Origin of the sequence: Evansella tamaricis, assembly GCF_019042215.1 — a bacterium.
GTDB classification, from domain to species: Bacteria; Bacillota; Bacilli; order Bacillales; family Salisediminibacteriaceae; genus Evansella; species Evansella tamaricis.
The window spans coordinates 1-19,263 of record NZ_JAHQCS010000106.1; the positions used below are offsets into that span (position 1 = coordinate 1).

Below are 19,263 nucleotides of genomic sequence, written 5' to 3' on the forward strand. Positions count from 1 at the left end.
ACTGTAAAAGTGGAAAAGCACCACTTTTTCAGTTCCCATGCGAGTAGGCGCTGGAGCTAGACAACTTGCCCGAAGGTGCAAAAACTTATACTTTCTTACCTTTCAAAGGAAAAGTCCGCGAGGTGCGGACTTCATCTGATGTCCTATTCATTTAGGATGCCCGATCATCCTGAGAGAATAACTGAAACTCTGCTTTTGCAACATTAGAAGGCTTACCTTCCCGTTCAATCTGTGGATTAAACGGAACGACAAGGTAGGAATTGGAGGAAAATATATTTACTCCAGTGATGGAAAATTCATGTTCTCCTATTACTTCTCCAATTTTCTCATTCCCACTGTCCGTTTGTTCATAAATAATGTAGTGTACCCGCTCATCATCACTTCCGGACCATTTTAGTTTTACAGTCCCTCCCCGCCAGGAAAGGGACATATCAGCAGTCAAGTCTTCTATTCCCACGAGGCGAATTGGTTCGGCTAATTCGTGTACATAAGATGGTTTCTCAAATGCCATTACATTTTTGTCTTCCCAATCGGTTCCTTCAGTTACAATTTTTTTGAAAAGTTCTGTAGGCACACCACTACCTGCCGTTAAATAATGGTCCGTATCCGTCTTGTCATATCCCATCCAGATGGCTCCGGAGATTTTCGGTGTGAAACCAGCAAACCAGATATCTCGCGATGCCCCTTGTACTCCCTCAAAAGAAGTAGTACCTGTTTTACCTGCTAATGCTCCCTGAAATTGACCTGCTCTCCCCGTTCCCTCTCTCACCACTGCTTCTAACATTCTAGTCATATACCAAGCTGTCTGCTCTGATATTACTTGCTCTTCTTCCACAACCCGTTGAGCTATCTGCTCTCCATTCCGATCAACAATTTCCCTTATAAAATAAGGGGTTTTGTATGTGCCGCTGTTGGCATATGTTCCATAAGCTGCAGCCATTTGAAGAGGGCTGACACCTTCATATAAACCTCCTAAAGCAGTTGCTAATCCTTCTTCCTCTATCTTAATATTTTGCTCGATTAAACTGTCCTTTGCTGCCTGGATACCGATCTCATTCATTAGCCACACTGCCGGTGCATTGGCTGAATCTTTTATGGCATCATACATGGTCATTTCACCAGTATATTCATGGTTATAATTTCGCGGCATATATTCTCCATAGGAAATTAGTTCATCCCTTAAAATGGAATACGGTTCATAATACCCTGTTTCCATTGCCGGTGCATAGACAGCCATCGGTTTTAGCAAAGAACCTGGTTGGCGCTTTGCAGTTACTCGATTAAATCCCCTACGAACATAATCCCGTCCGCCCTGTGCTGCAACCACTCCTCCTGAATCATTATCAATCAATACTATACTTCCTTCTACAATCCTCTCACCGGTTGACGGTGGAAAGTGATTAGGATCCTGAAATGCATCATAAGAAACTTGCTGCATTTTCGGGTCCATTTCCACTACAATCCGATAACCACCCTTTAGAATTTCCTCCTGTGATAACAAGTACAGATTTTCAGCTTCCTCTAAAACAAGATCCACATATGAAAGATATGCTGGGTTTTCTGTTAATCTATTGCCTGTTACTGCAACTACTCTTCCCTGGAGACGAACTGCTTCCTCTGCACTTAAATAACCCCTTTGATGCATGAGAGTAAGTACTAAGTCCCTTCTTGCCTTACTCCTTTCCGGATGCTTAATGGGAGAATAATAATTTGGTCCTTTTGGTAATGATGCTAGTAATGCCCCTTCTTCAATCGTTAGTTCACTGACATGTTTATTATAATAAAGTTGACTTGCGGTCTCTATGCCATGGGCTCCATGCCCAAAATATATTCGATTTAAATACATTTCCAAAATCTCTTCCTTAGAGTATCTCCACTCCAAGTTTACGGCAATTAATACTTCTTTTGTTTTCCTTAGCCATGTTTTATCGTGGGACAAGAATGTATTCTTTGCTAACTGCTGAGTAATCGTGCTGGCACCCTCTACTTTGGATCTTGAAACAATATCCCTGTATAAAGCTCTGCCTATTGCCCTTATGTCAAAACCTTGATGGTTGTAAAACCTATGATCTTCAACAGATATAAAGGCTTGTAAAACATGTTCAGGTATATCATCTATAGAAACAATCTCTCTATTTTCTAAATATAATTTAGTAATAAGTTCACCTTCTGGACTTTCAACCGTTGTTGCTGCATTCATAACTAACTCTTTATCATCAATGGCATAATTCCCAAATAAAATGATTCCTAAATAAAGTGAAAAGCCAACAATAAAAATTGCGACAAAAAAGAAAGTAATAGATATAACCCTTTTCTTTGTCATCTCATCACCTCCAATATACTATCATACTTCATGTGTATAAGTTTGACGAGTATTATCATTTTTTCCCCTTCCCTATCTATTGTTTACGAAACTGCTCGAAAAATGTTTCATAGCTTAAATTAATTAAAAAAATGTTTATTACTTGTGGTAAAATCAAATATTTTGTACTCCGTTATTCAGTTATAATATACTAACAATGAATTGGCATAGAATAGGATGACGATACGATTATTTTTTATGTTACTACTGGAGGGAACAAAACTCATGGAAGTATTGAGTATTTTCTATATTAATGAATTTACGTTTGTGGCTTTATGGATAGCATTATTTGCCGGGGCAGTATCTTTTTTCTCCCCTTGTGTTTTTCCCCTTGTTCCAGCTTATGTGGCACAACTTACTGGAAGTGGTATATCGGACAACCAAGTTCAAGCAGACCGCAAGCTGATTTTTTCCAGAAGTATTGGGTTTATATTAGGATTTACCTCCATCTTTCTCGTATTGGGAGCTTCTTCTTCCTTCTTTGGAAGTCTGTTTATTCAAAATAGAGAGCTCTTAGAACGATTGGGTGGAATTATTATTGTTCTTTTCGGTCTTCAGTTAATGGGGGTCTTTAACTTAACCTTTTTATTAAGTGAAAAACGGCTATCTACACCATCAAAATCAGCTAGTTTTGGACGTTCTGTCTTATTTGGATTAGTATTTGCAGCAGGTTGGTCCCCGTGTATTGGACTTGTTTTAGGCTCCATCTTAACTCTTGCTGCTCAAGGTACGACATATGATGCCCTATTCCTTCTCTTTATGTATTCCATGGGGTTAGCTGTGCCGTTCATTCTTGTTGCCCTTTTATATTCTAAGTCACTGGATAAAGTTCGAAATCTCAACCGGTTCTTACCTATAGTACAAAAAGTAAGTGGCGGTATCATGATATTACTGGGGGTTCTCTTATTTACAGGACTTTTTGCAAGAATGGCTGCCTACCTGTCACAATATATCCCGTTCAATATTTAAAACTGGCTTTGTTAAAGGCTCTGTTTAAGTATATAGTGCAGGTGGATTGTTTCATAAAACTGGCGGGTACTAAATGTGCCCGCCCTTCGTATTTTCAAAAAATACCCTAAATTTTAAAGGGGAAAAAAGCATAGATATCGAATGAATTAATATTGTAGTAAAAAGGAGTTGAGAAACCAATGTTCGAACAATTAGATAAACTACTAAATCAATCTTATGATGAAATGGTCGAAATTCGAAGATATTTGCACCAACATCCAGAACTCTCACATCATGAAGTGGAGACCCCTAAATATATAGCAGACTATCATCGCACTTTAGGTCATCACGTGAGAGAAGGTGTTGGTGAAAGGGGGGTTGTTGCCACCTTAAAGGGAGGAAAACCTGGGCCAACTGTTGCTCTTCGCGCTGACTTTGACGCACTTCCCATGCAAGATGAAAAGGATGTTCCATATAAATCACAAGTACCTGGTGTAACCCATGCATGCGGGCACGATGGGCATACTGCCACATTATTAGTGTTAGCGAAAATACTCCATTCGATGCAAAAGGATTTAGAAGGTACTGTCGTATTTATTCATCAGCATGCCGAAGAATTGGAACCGGGCGGTGCGAAGCCCATGATTGAAGATGGCTGTTTAGAAGGGGTGGATGTCATTTTTGGAACACATCTTTGGGCTACAGAACCCCTTGGGAAAGTACAATATACTACTGGGGCTCTAATGGCAGCAGCAGATCATTTTGAAATACTGGTGAAAGGAAAAGGGGGACACGGAGCCCAGCCTCACCATACAAAAGATTCCATCCTTTTAGGTGCACAGCTCGTTCAGTCACTGCAGCAAGTCGTCAGCAGAAGGGTAGACCCATTAGATTCTGTTGTATTAAGTATCGGTTCTTTTGTTGCTCAAAATGCTTTCAACGTTATCGCTGATTCTGCGAGAATAATAGGAACAGTAAGGACCTTTGATACAAAAGTTCAAGAACATGTTATTCATGAGATGGATCAAATTATCAATGGTGTAGCTTCCAGTTTTGGGGCAAAAGCTACATTTAAATATTCTAAAGGGTATCCAGCCTTAATCAACCATAAAGAAGAGGCAGTTTTTGTAAGTGAAATGGCCTCAGCAACTCCTGATATTACGGAGGTAGAACATTCAAATCCTCAGATGGGTGGAGAAGATTTTAGTTATTATCTACAGCATGTAAAGGGAGCTTTTTTCTTTACTGGAGCAAGAAATCCGGAGTGGACGGAAGTATACCCCCACCATCATCCTAAATTTGATATTGATGAACGTGCAATGCTCCACGCTGCCAAAATATTGGGCAGGTTAACCATTACTGCATTCGACCGATATAAATAACAGCAATCCACATGGAAAACCCTAGAGAATTTTATTTATCTCTAGGGTTTTTCGTTTATTTGATTTAACCGGTGGCGAAAACTGTTTTTTGTATGATAGCTTAGAATGTCGAGATAGTTATAGTTTGCAACAGCGCCCACTAGTGCTCCAAAGCCTGGAATCATCTGAAGTGTTTTAGGTAGATCAATAAAATCTCGATATTCCAATTGAAACGTTTTCCAGTTTATGGAATCCATATAAGAAGATCGATCATTCGGAAGATTCTCCATCTCCTTATTCCAAGAAGTAATTTTGTACAAAGCATCCCTTTTTTTATCTTCCTTGGAAAATGCCAATTGAAAAATAGATAGCAGAAACAATCGTTCACGATAATCCTCTACATCGAAACCGTATATTTTGGCAGCGTCAAACAAAAATTTCATTTTTATACTCAAAAGCAGAGGAAAGTCTGCCAAACCAAGTAGAATCCCACCTGCTCCAGTGCCTGCACCTTCCAAAGCCGCAGTTCTTTTATACATCTGTATTCGTTTCTCTAATAACTCTTCCCTCATTTGTAATGGTTCCTCAAGAATCAATTTTTGATTTGACAAGTAATCACTGCCTAATATGGTAGCCCTCATCATGTATTTTACACTTTCGGCCACTGTTTGATGGAATCGTTCCGGTATTTTATCATTTATTTTATTTTGCCACCCTTTGGCAAATTTACCAGTTAATGAACTTGGCTGTAAGGATTTCCTTTCCCACCTTTGAAGTTCCCGCTCCACCTTTTCTTCATAGGAAGTCACCCTTCCACCTCCGATAATAAACGACATCTTTCTAAACCATATATCTTTTTGGTAAACGTATGAAACTGTGATACACGTATACGATCAATGTGAGGCCGAGTCCGAAAAGTCCGTCCATTGGACTATACATTATAAGCAAACCAACACTGAACACCAAAGACTGAATACTACCTAAAACTAAAATCCAAAACTGATGACTTTTCAACTTATATCCTTCAGATACAGGATACAAATCCACCATTTTGCTCGTTGCATAATGGTGCTTTAATGTTTCGATTTGTAAAGCAGTCATATAAGAAAAAAGCACAACTAAAAGCCATCTGCCCCAATCAATTTGAACAACACTTAGAAAAAGGATAGCTAATAGAGTTAACCTCATGTATATTCCAAAATAATCACTAGATCGCACAAAGGCACGGCTAAATAAATACCTGTATACATGTTCTTTTTTATAGGAAACAAATCGATATAGTGGTGAGAGCAAGTGCCGCGGTCGGACTTTGGACTTTAAGGCAGGTACATCTGTAAATGAATTGGCTACACGGTAAAATGTCATTACCGTACTGTCTTCAATCTCAACTAAACGTTCCCATTTAAGACTATGCAATTTCGATAACCGATAGAAGTAACCTGCATAAAACAGAATTAGTGCCAACGCCAAACCAAGAATGAACCAAACAGACTGTAATGAAAATAACGCAAAAACAGAAACACCAGTTAATCCTAACCGAATAAAGGTATGAAGAATGTAACGGTTTTTTTCCTGTAGACGTTGTTCCTCAAACCCTGCAGCCAAGTTCCATAACTTCAAACCACTAAGGAGAAAAATAATGGAAAATACTAATGAACCTGATGGATGAATCCGATCAAAAAATAATGGAGAAAGGACGAGCATTACTAAGGCAATCCACATCGTTTCCATCATCCAGCTATATCTTAATGCAGATCGAAAATAGTTTTTCAATTTCCCTTCACAGGGCGTTAAAAAGAACAAGTCCCCTGGCTTCGCAAAAGTCCTTACCCTGCCACGGGTTATTAGCCAAGTAAAAATAACTGTAAAAAACAATGTCGTAGGAAATGTCTGTGGGAGCCACTCTAAAAACTGACCATAATAATAACTCCCAAAAACAAATAATAAATATATCGTAAACAAAAAACCGCTGTTTCCAATCAGCTTTAAATATTTTATAGCCATTTCCCAATATCCTCTTTTTCGCCTCGACCAAAGTTTCTTCTCGTCAATCATCATTGATCTTCCTTCGTCATTTCAACATAAATTTCATCTAAATCAGCCCCATGCATATTTGCCTGTGCTTGAAGTTCTTTTAACGTACCTTGTAAGAGAACTTGTCCATTATGTAATAACACGAATCGGTCACAATACTTTTCTGCGGTTGCCAGAATATGAGTTGACATTAAAATGCCACACCCATTCCGTTTCATCTCCACCATTCGATCTAGAAAAGACTTAATACCAATTGGATCTAAACCAACAAAGGGCTCATCTGCTACATAAAGAGAAGGATGGATTAACAAAGCACACATGATCATAACTTTTTGTCTCATCCCTTTTGAAAAGTGGCTGGGGAACCATTTAACCATTTTTCCCATTCGAAATTCCTTTAGTAGTTCGTCAGCCCTCCCCTTGAATACAGTCTCCTCTAGTCCGTATGCCATAGCGGTTAATTCTAAATGCTCCCATAGAGTCATCTCCTCATATAAAAGAGGCATTTCAGGGATATATGCTAATCCACGGCGATAATCATCCTTCCCTTCAGCCCACGTCTTTCCTGACAACCGCACTTCTCCCCCGTGTGGTTCCATTAATCCCAAAATATGTTTAATTGTCGTACTTTTTCCAGCACCATTTAAACCGATTAATCCAACAATTTCATGACTATTGACTGAAAAGGAAATATCATGCAGTACAGGACGACTGCGTTGGTATCCTCCAGTTAATTTATTCACTGTTAATAATTGACCCATTCCCATTCTCCTTTATCCTTTTAGAAAATAATTAATTTCATCCGATCATTTTTCATTCATTCCATCTTTTACTATATCGAATTCTAATGCACTTGAAAAGTAATGGGACCAAATACGATACATCCAAGGAAGCTAGAACCCCGCTACTTTAGTTGTTGGTGTTGTATGAGGGGGCCTTCCTGGTGCATTCTTGGATGTCATAAACTGTAATCCAATAATCGTTGTAACGATCATTAACACAATCCAAGCGATATAATACGGGGACATATAATCCCTTACCAATCCAGAAACAAAGGGAGAGATAATAGTACCCACCGAAAAAATTGCTGATAAAAAAGCAAAGGCTTTTCCCCGATTTTGTTCATCAATACTTTCCGTAACCAGTGTCATCATTGCAGGAAAAACCATTCCCGATGCTATCCCAAATAGAAAAAATGTCTTAAGGGGCGGCACGATTCCAGAAAACATCATTAAGCAAACTGAAATGGACATCAACAATAGACCAATTATCGTTCTGACTTTAGGAGAAATTCGATGTAAGAAAACAAACGTAAGGACAAAAAATGTCCCTAATCCTATAAATCCAGCCATCTTTCCCACTGCCCCCTTCGAAACATTACTTTCTACTGATAAAAAGGGAAGTTCATACATAATAGTTCCTTGTGTATACATCATCACAAATGCGGTTAAAAAAACTGGAGCCAACGGCGGATAAGTAAATAGTGAAATCAATGGACTTTTCTTTCTTCCGAAACCATTCGTTTTCTTTCCACTAGGCAAATAATAAAAGGCTAATAGAAAGGCAATAAATGTGGTGAAACTTATCATATAATAGGCACCGTCAGCACCGTAACGTTCCCCTAACCATCCCCCTAGAACTGGTGCCACAGTCATTGCCGCCGTTACCATTAAAGTATTCATGGCCATATTTTTACTTTGTTCTAATCTATTTTGAGCAAAAGAGGCCAACATCGTCATACACGCCGGTGTAAGAAAAGCTAGTATGAATCCATTAAGCACACGTAAAATAAATAAATGAATGGTTATTGTGACAAAAGAATGTGCAAACAAGGAGATGGACAAAAGAAAAAGCGGAAAAACAATAAAACCCCTCACTCCCAATCGGTCGATGACAGATCCAGCAATAAGGTTCCCTCCAAGATTCACAAAGGAAGTGACACTTAGCATCAAAGCAACTAGCATGCTTCCTGCCCCTAATGAGACTGCTAACGGCGTGAAAACAGGAAACTGCATGTGAATGCTGACAAAAATAAGGAATAGAATAAAATACAAAATTAGTTTTGACTTCCCTGTACCCATGTACCACACCTCCTCCCTTCACTCTATGAGGACATCCTTCCACTTAGAATATACGCTTTTTTCTTTTCCAGGGGAATTATGGTAACATAAAGAAAAATTACTTGTGAGGTGATCCATTATGACAGGAAGCGATTGTATATTTTGCAAAATAGTGCATGGTGACATCCCATCAGCAAAAGTTTATGAGGATGATAAAGTCCTTGCTTTCCTTGATTTAAGTCAGGTCACTAAGGGGCATACCCTTGTGATTCCAAAGAAACATGAGGAAAATGTGTACGAGCTCTCCCATGATACATCAAGCAATTTATTTCAGGCAGTTCCAAAAATAGCCAGAGCCTTAAAGGCTACCTATGGACCAGTTGGGATGAACATTTTAAACAATAACGGAGAAGAGGCTGGCCAATCTGTTTTCCATTACCATCTACACCTCCTCCCTAGATACGGTAAGGGTGATGGATTTGGTGCTGTATGGCATGATCACAGCAGCAAATATTCTGGAGCAGATCTTGAGGAAATGGCCAAAGAAATTGCTGCGAAACTCTACTAAAACATTTCGTCTTTCCATGCCATCCGAATGGGTGGCAGTTTTTATTTTTATTGGACCTTTTTCACTTTAACCCTTTAAAGAAAAAAACTTTTTCTCCATTAGAGGAATTGTTTTATTAATAGAGAATTATAAAAATAAATGAATGGAGGGGAAAATTTTGACAAATATTTACAACTTCAATGCCGGTCCAAGTGCACTCCCTAAAAGTGTTCTTTTGGAAGCACAAGAATCCATGTTCAATTATAAAAACTCAGGTCTCTCAGTAATGGAAATGAGCCACCGAAGCCCTTTATATGAGGAGATTCATTTTAACTCCTTAAATAAGCTAAGATCATTATTGTCTGTTCCTGATGATTTTGAGATTTTATTCCTCCAAGGGGGAGCAAGCCTGCAATTTGCAATGATACCCATGAACTTTTTGACCCCTGGAAAACAAGCCGCTTTTGTGCTATCAGGATCATGGTCGGAGAAAGCATGGAAAGAAGCCAGCAGGATTGGTGAAACGTATATCTTGGCATCTACAAAGGATGAAATGTATCGCAGAATTCCAGAAGTCAACTTTGATTCTTGCAAGGAAAATACTGCATATATCCATCTAACTTCTAACAATACCATTTTCGGAACACAATGGCCTAGTTATCCCATAAAAGATCCAAATATTCCAGTATGTATGGACGCCTCCAGTGACATCCTCAGCAGATCTATCGACTGGAATCAAATGGACTTAGTTTATGCCGGGGCTCAAAAGAACGCTGGCCCTTCTGGAATAACCATTGTCATCATCCGTAAGTCATTGATGGAAACAGCTAATTCACATATACCTACTATCCTTTCTTATAATACACATGCAAAATCTGATTCTTTATATCACACTCCACCAACAGGATCAATCTTTATATTAGGTCTAGTTATGAAATGGATTGAAGAACAAGGTGGTGTCGAGGCGATGCGCTTACATTCTAAGACAAAAGGATCTCTTCTCTATCAGACAATTGATGAAAGTGATGGTTTTTATGTGGGGCATGCAACGGAAAGTTCCCGTTCTTCTATGAATGTAACTTTTAATCTTCGTAATGAACAGTTAGAAAAACAATTTCTACACGAAGCTAAGGCTAAAGGGTTTGTAGGACTAAATGGTCACCGTTCCATTGGAGGTTGCCGTGCTTCCATTTATAATGCAGTCCCCTTATCCCATGTGGAATCACTAGTTGAGTTTATGAAAAATTTTCAGAAAACTCACGTATAAGGCTGAAAAATAATAACATTTTCATAATCTTTTCGAAAGGGTGAGATAGATGAATCCAAAACCGTATGTATGGGGAGTAATTCTTGGGGGAGCAATTGCTGGCAGTACAGCATATTACCTAACTCCAGACGCTCAAGAGAAGATAACGAATTGTATAACTAAAACAAAAGATATGATTATTACAAATTGGCAATCACTAAGAAACGACCTTCAAGAGTTTTTAAGCATAAGCATGGAAATGAAAGAGACAGCTATTAAATTGTGGCATGAGAAACTACCTCAAATACGAGAACGAGTACATCAGTTTCAAGAGGATATGAAACCCTACCTGTCTGAATTTAAAGAAATTTTACTGGAACTACAACAGTTACTACAAAAAATTCAAAAACAATTGCAAGAGTAAACAAACATCTTAATTATACGGGTATTTTCCCAGATTAATTTTGTGTAATGAAGGAAAATACCCATAAAAATAATATAAAAATTATTTTTCTATAAATAATTTTCAGAAAATACAGAAATGATGTTGAGAAAAAATATTACATTATGGTATGATGTTATTATCATTTTCCTAGTAAAATAATGAATTATTTGAAAATTAACTCAATATTATTAATTATCTTGGATGGAGGGACCGTTATGGAGCATCAATCAGTACAATCCATAAAACAATCCATTATGTTTAACCATAAGGTTGCACAATTGAGTAAAGCATTGTGGAAGTCCATTGAGAAAGATTGGCAGACTTGGATTAAACCTTACGACCTAAACATTAATGAGCATCATATTTTATGGATTGCATATCAGTTAGAAGGGGCTTCCATTTCAGACATTGCGAAGTTTGGTGTTATGCACGTTTCTACCGCGTTTAACTTTTCTAAGAAATTGGAAGAGCGGGGATTACTAACATTTTCAAAACGCCAGACGGATAAAAGGAATACGTATGTTTTTTTAACGAAAGAAGGAGAAGAACTTTTCGTTAAAACTTTGGAAAGCTTTAACCCCACAACTTATGGTGTCTATAGTGGTTCTCTTCCAATAAAAGAACTTTACGGTAAATTCCCTGATTTTTCTGAAATTATGAGTATTGTTAAGCATATTTATGGTCCTGATTTTATGAGTATTTTTGAAAATTCCATTTCAAAAATTGACTCCGATTTCATGGAGGAAAACGGGAAACTGACTTCCAATTTCAGGGGAGAAAAGGAAGCTCAAACACCATAAGTATGATGTATTAAATACAACTTAAATTTTTTAATTAAACAGGCAGCAAAATGAAAATTACTACACATAAAATGTTAAAATACTTTTCTTATAACACTTTTACTTTATGTACAATACTATTTTATAATGATATTTAAACCGGAATCTTATCCGGTTTTTTATTTTTTTTGGACAGACTTGTTCACAATAATGTGAACAAGAAAAAAAATCCTTGATTTTTTATTCACTGAAGCGTAAATTACTAAGAGTGATTTCGTTTATGAGGTGAGAAGGAATGAATTGTTGGAAAACAATTTCAATTGAAAATGACTTTGGGAAAGAAAGACTTTGGTTTTTATCTGCTACAATGATGATTGCATACTTTATGTTCTTTTTCGTTATCTTTAGAACGTTTGTTTCCACAGCAACTTTAGAAGATCTTGGAATACTTTTTCTTTTAATTACACTGATTATTGTTATACCTCTCCATCTGTTTTTGCATTGCTTACCGATCTGGATATCGGGTAAAAAAGCTTCCTTTGGTTTCCGAAAAAAACAATGGCCTTATTTTTATTTTTCTACAAAACTGCCTTTAACAAAACAGCTAATTATTATATCTACAAGCTCTCCGGTTATTGTTATAACGTCGGCGTCCATCATTGCATCTATTATATACCCCCAATGGGTCCATTATATTGCAATGATGTCAGCACTAAACTTTGGATTATGCATATATGATATCGTTACAATAAAGCATTTAATGTCGGCACCAAAAGAATCATTTATTGAAGAACATGGTGATGGCTACCATATACTTTATTACAATCAAACGATTCAATAATTGAAATCAGAAAAGCGCAAGCGCCTTTGGTCACGAGCGTAGGGCAGTGGAGGAATGACAACTAGAAGTCCGCTCTTTGACTTCGGTTGTCACTTCCGAAGTGCCCCGTAGCGAGTAGGCGCTGGAGCTAGACAACTTGCCCGAAGGTTCAAAAACTTATACTTTCTTACCTTATAAGAAAAGCGCAAGCGCCTAGGCTCACGAGCGTTCCAAAACTAATAAATTATCTTTAAAAAGAGGTTGTCCCCAACAGTTATTAGGACAACCTCTTATTTAAAAATTAATTCAATTTCAATAAGATCTTTCTCTAAATCTAGTTGTTGAATGGTGATAGCTATTTCGTCGCTGATTCCATCGACCAGGTTCAAATACAGCTTCCCTTCCTGTGGGATAATATATATCCAATCAGGTAAAGTTACCGTGGCAGCAAGGATACGAAACACCGTTTCTGAAGGGAGTACTAAATTGCCAATGCTAAATGACCTTTCCAGTAATTCTAGATTCCCATTCTCCGTCACATGAGGGTGTAATACTATTTCCAAAGGTACTTGATGTCCAAATGCATTGATTATTGTCTGAAAATACACGTGATCTTGTAAATATAATCTAAATTCAGAACCCATACCATCTTTTTCTAACTCCCTTTCAATCCAGAGATTTATATCATCCTTCGATGTTGTTACTGTGAACCTGGCACCGTCCATATTGCTATCTATATTTTGTGGAATGTGATAATCGGTAGTACTTAGTAGGATAACCCAACTAAATAACAAGATGGCGCTTAGTCCTATCAACCCCAACAAGGAAATAAATGCCACTTTCCACTTATTTATTTCATTTGTAATCACTTAAAAAACCCCTTTTAAAGATTTCATTTTAACTTTTTTAGGCACAATCCTATTCAATTTAATAATAATTTGTTAAAGTAAAGTAAGGGTCGTTAGAAATGTGTTGGATTCCATTATCTCGATAACATTCTGTTGATTTACTTTAGCTTTTTTAATTTGTAAAATCGGAGGTTACTATGTACTTACCTTTTTTTCTATTTGCTATTTTTTATTTATTTATCATTAATTCTATGACTAATTCACTCTGTGTTCAAAAGGAAATTCCAGAGGAAAGACAAATAAAAGTATTCCGTACCATTAATGTACTAATTACCATTCTATTAACTTCGTCATACTTTCGAATTTTCCTAACATAATAGTCATTATAGTCAAACAAAGGGTATTTCATAATCACCCTTTGTTTTTTTTGTTGTACATGCTATAGTATAGTTTGTTGTCTTGTTTTAAAAATTCTAGGTAGAGGTGAACAGCGTGAAGAGAACGATCACAATTGTAAGTACAATATTAATTCTACTGTTAGTAGCTTGTAACAATTCACAAGGGGAAAACTCTGGTGAATATATTGTTGAAACAAGTGCTGGAAATATAACAGAAGCTGAATTTATACAGGTCCTTAAAGATACATATGGGGATGTTGTCCTTGCAAATTTAATTGAACAAAAAATATTGGCTCAAGAAGCTGAGACATTAAATATCGATGATGAGGAAATCCAAGAAGAAGTGGATTCATTGAAGGCTACTTTCGGTACTCCTGATGATGAGGCCTTCCTCCAAATGTTACAAATGCAAGGCGTCCCAAGTATTGAAGATCTTCACACACGGATATTAAGCCATCTGGTTTTACAACACCACGTGGGTCATGTGGGTGATGTAACAGATGAGGAACTACTTGATGAATATGCACTTGGAGAAGAAGTGGAAGCCCGTCATATTCTTGTTAAAGAAGAAGAGCTTGCCTTGGAATTATACGAGAGAATCCAAAGTGGCGAAGATTTTGCTGAACTTGCTATTGAATATTCGGAAGACCCAGGTTCTGGACAACAAGGTGGAGATCTTGGATTTTTCAAACGAAATGCAATGGTTCCTCCATTTGAAGAAATGTCTTTCCGTTTAGATGTTGGGGAAATCAGTGAACCGGTCCGCTCCCAACATGGATATCATATTATTCAAGTAACAAATAAACGCGAATTCGAAGAGGATTTTGATGAGGTAAAAGAGAACCTTCGGAACGCATTTAACAACCGAAAAATCTACAAAATGTCTGAAAAACAAAAGGAACTAATGAGTGATATTGAAATAACCGTAAATGACGAGCAATTTAAGTCGTTGGAAGAGGTTCAAACAAATTAAGTTTACTAAAGGCCCCACAAACTCTATTCTCCATGAGCAGTGGGGCCTTTTTTATAAAGAGTAGCCTTTCCACTTATTCTCTAAAATTTCATCTGGAGTATGGGAATCTGTTTTCCCTATTTTTTCATCCCTAGATATTTGTCGATTTTTTTTATAGGTTTGTAATAATAATTTACCTTCCTCTTCAATTTCCCTTTCCACTTTTCGCCTATCTTCCATCCACGAATACACAAACATTATTCCAGAAAATAAAATTGCTAAATAAAGAAAGTATACCCACCATGGTGAACTCGTCCCAAAAGACGAGAAAGAAAGTAAACGCACCACAAACACTAGAAAAAGTACTCCAAGTAAGGAAAAAATTATTGATATTGGATTCATATGGTCTATCTCCCTTTCAATCTATCATTTGTTTTATATTCTATCTTTACGATGAAATGAGGGAGATTATGATAGAAAGTTTAAACTAATTCTACTACGGGAAATAAATATATAATTAAGGAAAAGGGGGCAGAGCATGGACAAAAGAAAAATAACAGATATTCCGTATGGTGAATTTCAAAAGAAATTAGTAGAATATGTAATCAAAAAACTAGATGACCAACTACTGACTTCCACACCTGCCTTTGTCTACTTTCCGATGGTAACTGAGAAAGTAGAAGCGTTTTTACTCGTTCACTGGAAATGGGTGAGGGAGGATTGCTCCCATTTTACCTGGGCAGAATGGAAGAAAACAGAATGTTACTCTGTGTTTCATGATGAAGTTATTAAAGAAACTATGAGAGAGGTCTCAATTAAATAAAGATAGGTATGCTTAAACGTTGCTATTGACCTTTGCTACAGCACAATTTCTAAAACATAATACTTAAGAAAAGCACAAGCGGATATAATCAGAGGACGCTGAAAAAGTATAAAAACAACTTTTTCAGTTCCTTTTATTTGGCAATGGCTACGCTCATTGCTTAGAGGGACTGTAAAAGTGGAAAAGCACCACTTTTTCAGTGCCCTCTTACTATCAGAGGAAGAGACACCTGCAGAGGAGGTTCCCGAACCGCCCTCGGCTAAGAAGACACCATGAATACAATTGAAGAGAGTAGACATGGAAGTCGCACTTATGCCTGTGGTGAAAGGGAGTGAATTTCGCAAAAATCAACATTGAACGATAACAAAGCCAGAAGAAAAACACTAAGGAAAAACCCCCTTAATGTTTTTTATTTCATAAAGTATCTATTATTTACTAAATCGTGAGTGAGATTGACTTGAAAATAAACTAAAATTCTAATGGTTTCGCATGAAAAGTAGGTTTATACAATGTGCGATTTTCCATTGGGAAAATCCTTTCAGTGAAATCTCCTGGTGCAACGTGTTCTAGAGCACGATCCATCATGTTCATTTTCGCATCTATATTATCAATCATATGAAGTATTTCGGCTTCACGAATTAGTGGAGCTTTCGGACTGCCCCATTCACTTTTTCCGTGATGACTGAGTACAAGATGCTGTAGAACTAGAACTTCTTCCCCTTCTATTTCCAATTCTTTTGCCGCTTCCCCAATCTCACTTACCATCATGGTTATATGACCGAGTAATTTGCCTTCTATCGTATATTGAGAGACAATCGGACCGGATAATTCCCTGACTTTACCCATGTCGTGAAGGATAACACCAGCATATAGGAGATCTTTATCCAGTGATGGATATAGCCCCGCGATACTTTTTGCTAAATCTAGCATTGATACAACATGATATGCTAATCCAGATACAAATTCATGATGATTTTTTGTTGCTGCGGGGGTCTCCAAAAAAGCCTCCTGATGTTTTTTTACTAAATGACGTGTTAAACGTTGGATTTTCGGATTTCTCATTTCAAAGATATATTGCGTAATTTTTTCAAGCATATCGTTCGGATCGAGAGGTGCTGACTGCAAAAAGTCCGATGGTTTCACTTGATCCATCCCTGAAGTTGGACGAATAGCTTTAATTTTAAGTTGACGCATGCCGCGGAATTCCTGAATTTCACCTTGAATATGAACAATTACCGAACTGACAAACGCCACTTCATCCTCCGGAGATACTCCCCACAATTTTGCTTCAATTTCCCCAGACTTATCAGACAGTTGCAGCGTCAAAAATGGCTTCCCGTTGCTTGCAATCCCCTTCTTTGCTTGTTTAATTAATAAGTACATTTCCACATTGTCTCCCACTTGATGGTGGTTAATCCCTCTCTTCATCCCAGTCCCCTCCAATTTATAATATAACCATGTTAGTGTTATCTATCTTTATTCTTAGGAAAAGTCATCTGAAAACGAACTCCATTTTTTTGATTAACAACCTCTGGATAGCCACCATGTAACTCACAAATTCGTTTTACAATCGCTAGTCCTAAACCAAATTGGCCTTTATTTCCTTTTCGAAAGGGGGTAAAAATATGATCAATATCTTTAGATGGTATGTTCTCCCCATTATTGAAAACACTAATAATTATAGCATTTTCACTTTCTTCTGCACTCAACTCAATACTATCAATGGTATATCTCAATGCGTTTTCCACTAAGTTCTCCAATAAAACACTAAGGAGTTCTTTATCCCCCATTAGAGTAATAGAATCACCTTTAACGTTTATATTAACATCCTCCCGGTGAAGCCGAAAGCGTTCTTCAATACCATATGCAATAGAACCAAAGGGAAAATCCTCTTTTTCCATAGGTGAATCTTTCAGGGAATCTAATTTAGTATAGTACAACATATCTTTAACCCTTTTTTCCATTCTATTGGATTCTTCAATGATGACATCCATTGTCTGCTCAATATTGTCTTTAGGAGTAATACCATCTTTGACAGACTTGGCATAGCTCTTTATAACCATAATAGGAGTCTTTAACTCATGTGACGCATGCTGGATAAATGTTTTTTGTGCACGGTCGTACTTCATCAAATTTTGTCTCATCTTTTCAAACTGGTGGGATAATTTTTCAAAATCTTCATCCCCTTCCCAATAAAACGGTTCCTTCCAATTTCTTTTTGCAATTTGCTCAAAATGTACACCTAAACTTGTTAACGGTTGTTTTAAATAATGTTTTAGCCAAAAGGCAGGGATTAAACTTAAAACACCAGCTAAAAGCATGATATAGGAAAGTCTTCCCCAAAGACGGTTAACCATCTGGTCCCGATAAGTGTCCCACATAAAAGAGATATGGTAGGCCTCTCCCCCTGTTGTGTAAACTTTAAAAATGACGTAAAACAAGGTTGCTTCATTGTATGTTAATTCATACCTTCCACGTCTCGCTAATTGGTGATGGGCTTTTTCTCCCATTTCCCAGAGTACCTCATTAGGCACAGGATCACCCTCTAAGGTTCCCCTTTGGTTCATAAGAAGTAAATGTCCAACGGAACGCTCCGCTTCACGTCTTTCAATAAAATCAATTTCAGAACGGGGAATATTGTGTTCACCAGTTGGGTTTGCAAATCGTGCCTGTTCCTGTTCTATTATTCGATATGTTTCTTCTGTTAACGTACTTTTCAAGGAAATTGGATAAATAACTCCGATTAATAAGGCAATCAGTAAGAGGATAGAGATAAACGAAAACCAAATTCGTTGTGTTAAATTCAATCGAATCATGAAGAAAGAACCCTATAACCATATCCGTAAAGTGTTTCCACATGAATTCTCGGTAGCTTTTTTCTAACTCGACGTACCACATCGTCCACTGCCCGCTCTGAACCAAAATAATCTGTACCCCAAACATATTCAATAATGCTGTCTCTAGATAAGGCTTTTCCAATATTAGTTGTGAGTAAAATAATTAAATCCAGCTCTTTTGTTGTCAATTCTAATAATTCATCTCCATCATGGACCGCTCGTCCAACAGGATCAATCGTATAACCGTTTAAGGTAAACTTTTCCACTTCCGGTCCCGCCTCAGGATATACTCTTTTTAATAATTTTTTAGCTCGTATGACTAATTCCTCCGGTAAGAAAGGTTTAGCAAGATAATCATCACTGCCTAATTCAAGGCCAAGAACCTTGTCTAAATCTTTATCCCTTGCGGAAATAAAAATTACCGGTGTATCTCCCTTAGTCTTAATCGACTTAAGCAGCTGGTAGCCATCCATCCCAGGGAGCATAATATCTAATATCCACAAATGTGGCGGTTCTTCAATCTTTTCGTACGCTTTTTTTCCATCCGTAAAATGACTGACATTCCAACCTTCTTTTTGCATATATGCCTTAATTATTTCTCCTAAGTTTTGTTCATCCTCAACTAAAAAAACATTAAACTCACTCACGTTTTACCACCCTTTATCCTTGGTTATAAATATATGATCAACTTGAAGCACCTGTTTAGTATATATTAGTATTAAAAGTGCTGGAACTAGACAAATGCCTAAAGGTACCAACTCTTATTATTCACACATTTCTGAAAAAGACTGCTCACTACTGAA

Annotated in this window: 20 protein-coding genes; 10 read left to right on the forward strand and 10 right to left on the reverse strand. The window is 37.3% G+C overall.

Annotation, left to right across the window (positions count from 1 at the left end):
• Positions 1-151 precede the first annotated feature (151 nt).
• The gene (locus tag KS419_RS12895) at positions 152-2,323 is read right to left on the reverse strand and encodes a transglycosylase domain-containing protein (RefSeq protein WP_217066818.1); all 2,172 of its coding nucleotides are present in this window, start codon (positions 2,321-2,323) and stop codon (positions 152-154) included.
• A 264-nt stretch (positions 2,324-2,587) separates the two neighbouring features.
• Between KS419_RS12895 and KS419_RS12900 the strand changes: the two genes are divergently transcribed.
• Together KS419_RS12900 and KS419_RS12905 are read left to right on the forward strand one after the other, a co-directional pair.
• The gene (locus KS419_RS12900) at positions 2,588-3,331 is read left to right on the forward strand and encodes a cytochrome c biogenesis CcdA family protein (RefSeq protein WP_217066819.1); all 744 of its coding nucleotides are present in this window, start codon (positions 2,588-2,590) and stop codon (positions 3,329-3,331) included.
• A gap of 179 nt (positions 3,332-3,510) precedes the next feature.
• Positions 3,511-4,692: a M20 family metallopeptidase gene (locus KS419_RS12905; RefSeq protein ID WP_217066820.1), complete on the forward strand. Its 1,182-nt coding sequence runs from the start codon at positions 3,511-3,513 to the stop codon at positions 4,690-4,692.
• A 41-nt stretch (positions 4,693-4,733) separates the two neighbouring features.
• Here KS419_RS12905 and KS419_RS12910 read toward each other — a convergent pair whose 3' ends face one another.
• From KS419_RS12910 to KS419_RS12925, 4 genes are all read right to left on the reverse strand, one after another.
• Positions 4,734-5,480 (reverse strand): EcsC family protein, encoded by a 747-nt coding sequence (locus KS419_RS12910; RefSeq protein ID WP_343215062.1) that lies wholly within the window; start codon positions 5,478-5,480, stop codon positions 4,734-4,736.
• A gap of 31 nt (positions 5,481-5,511) precedes the next feature.
• Positions 5,512-6,729 carry an ABC transporter permease gene (locus tag KS419_RS12915; protein ID WP_343215063.1) on the reverse strand — a complete coding sequence of 406 codons (1,218 nt, stop codon included), beginning with the start codon at positions 6,727-6,729 and terminating at the stop codon, positions 5,512-5,514.
• Positions 6,726-7,466: an ABC transporter ATP-binding protein gene (locus tag KS419_RS12920; protein WP_217066823.1), complete on the reverse strand. Its 741-nt coding sequence runs from the start codon at positions 7,464-7,466 to the stop codon at positions 6,726-6,728. The genes KS419_RS12915 and KS419_RS12920 overlap by 4 nt, the downstream gene beginning before the upstream one ends.
• 132 nt (positions 7,467-7,598) lie before the next feature.
• A complete protein-coding gene (locus KS419_RS12925) occupies positions 7,599-8,786 on the reverse strand; it encodes an MFS transporter (RefSeq protein ID WP_217066824.1) in 1,188 nt (395 codons plus the stop codon).
• Between the two features lie 118 nt (positions 8,787-8,904).
• On the opposite strand from KS419_RS12925, the gene KS419_RS12930 reads away from it, so the two are divergent.
• The 5 genes from KS419_RS12930 (at position 8,905) to KS419_RS12950 (ending at position 12,623) form a co-directional block, all read left to right on the forward strand.
• Positions 8,905-9,333, forward strand: a complete 429-nt coding sequence (locus tag KS419_RS12930; RefSeq protein ID WP_217066825.1) for an HIT family protein — start codon at positions 8,905-8,907, stop codon at positions 9,331-9,333.
• Between the two features lie 142 nt (positions 9,334-9,475).
• Positions 9,476-10,579, forward strand: coding sequence for a 3-phosphoserine/phosphohydroxythreonine transaminase (gene serC / locus KS419_RS12935; RefSeq protein ID WP_217066826.1), 1,104 nt, complete (start codon positions 9,476-9,478; stop codon positions 10,577-10,579).
• Positions 10,580-10,628: 49 nt separating this feature from the next.
• On the forward strand, positions 10,629-10,982 hold the full coding sequence (locus KS419_RS12940) for a hypothetical protein (protein WP_217066827.1): 354 nt from the start codon (positions 10,629-10,631) through the stop codon (positions 10,980-10,982).
• Positions 10,983-11,218: 236 nt separating this feature from the next.
• Positions 11,219-11,803 (forward strand): HTH-type transcriptional regulator Hpr, encoded by a 585-nt coding sequence (locus tag KS419_RS12945; protein WP_217066828.1) that lies wholly within the window; start codon positions 11,219-11,221, stop codon positions 11,801-11,803.
• A 274-nt stretch (positions 11,804-12,077) separates the two neighbouring features.
• The gene (locus tag KS419_RS12950) at positions 12,078-12,623 is read left to right on the forward strand and encodes a DUF3267 domain-containing protein (protein WP_217066829.1); all 546 of its coding nucleotides are present in this window, start codon (positions 12,078-12,080) and stop codon (positions 12,621-12,623) included.
• Positions 12,624-12,892: 269 nt separating this feature from the next.
• Here the strand turns inward: KS419_RS12950 and KS419_RS12955 are convergent, their stop codons facing one another.
• Complete coding sequence (locus tag KS419_RS12955) at positions 12,893-13,471, reverse strand: YpmS family protein (RefSeq protein ID WP_217066830.1); 579 nt, start codon at positions 13,469-13,471, stop codon at positions 12,893-12,895.
• Positions 13,472-13,647: 176 nt separating this feature from the next.
• Here KS419_RS12955 and KS419_RS24940 point away from each other — a divergent pair, with 176 nt between their 5' ends.
• Together KS419_RS24940 and KS419_RS25515 are read left to right on the forward strand one after the other, a co-directional pair.
• A complete protein-coding gene (locus tag KS419_RS24940; RefSeq protein ID WP_246593993.1) occupies positions 13,648-13,827 on the forward strand; it encodes a hypothetical protein in 180 nt (59 codons plus the stop codon).
• 115 nt (positions 13,828-13,942) lie between these two features.
• The gene (locus KS419_RS25515) at positions 13,943-14,821 is read left to right on the forward strand and encodes a peptidylprolyl isomerase (RefSeq protein ID WP_217066831.1); all 879 of its coding nucleotides are present in this window, start codon (positions 13,943-13,945) and stop codon (positions 14,819-14,821) included.
• Between the two features lie 51 nt (positions 14,822-14,872).
• Here the strand turns inward: KS419_RS25515 and KS419_RS12965 are convergent, their stop codons facing one another.
• Positions 14,873-15,202 (reverse strand): sporulation YhaL family protein, encoded by a 330-nt coding sequence (locus KS419_RS12965; RefSeq protein WP_217066832.1) that lies wholly within the window; start codon positions 15,200-15,202, stop codon positions 14,873-14,875.
• Between the two features lie 136 nt (positions 15,203-15,338).
• Here KS419_RS12965 and KS419_RS12970 point away from each other — a divergent pair, with 136 nt between their 5' ends.
• Complete coding sequence (locus KS419_RS12970) at positions 15,339-15,623, forward strand: hypothetical protein (RefSeq protein ID WP_217066833.1); 285 nt, start codon at positions 15,339-15,341, stop codon at positions 15,621-15,623.
• 468 nt (positions 15,624-16,091) lie between these two features.
• Here KS419_RS12970 and yhaM read toward each other — a convergent pair whose 3' ends face one another.
• From yhaM to KS419_RS12985, 3 genes are read right to left on the reverse strand one after another with little or no spacing between them, the layout of a single operon-like run.
• Entirely contained in the window at positions 16,092-17,051 is a 960-nt protein-coding gene (yhaM, locus tag KS419_RS12975) for a 3'-5' exoribonuclease YhaM (RefSeq protein ID WP_217066834.1), read from the reverse strand.
• Positions 17,052-17,089: 38 nt separating this feature from the next.
• Positions 17,090-18,439 (reverse strand): sensor histidine kinase, encoded by a 1,350-nt coding sequence (locus KS419_RS12980; protein WP_217066835.1) that lies wholly within the window; start codon positions 18,437-18,439, stop codon positions 17,090-17,092.
• On the reverse strand, positions 18,436-19,107 hold the full coding sequence (locus KS419_RS12985; RefSeq protein WP_217066836.1) for a response regulator transcription factor: 672 nt from the start codon (positions 19,105-19,107) through the stop codon (positions 18,436-18,438). Before KS419_RS12985 ends, KS419_RS12980 begins: the two co-directional genes overlap by 4 nt.
• Positions 19,108-19,263 lie beyond the last annotated feature (156 nt).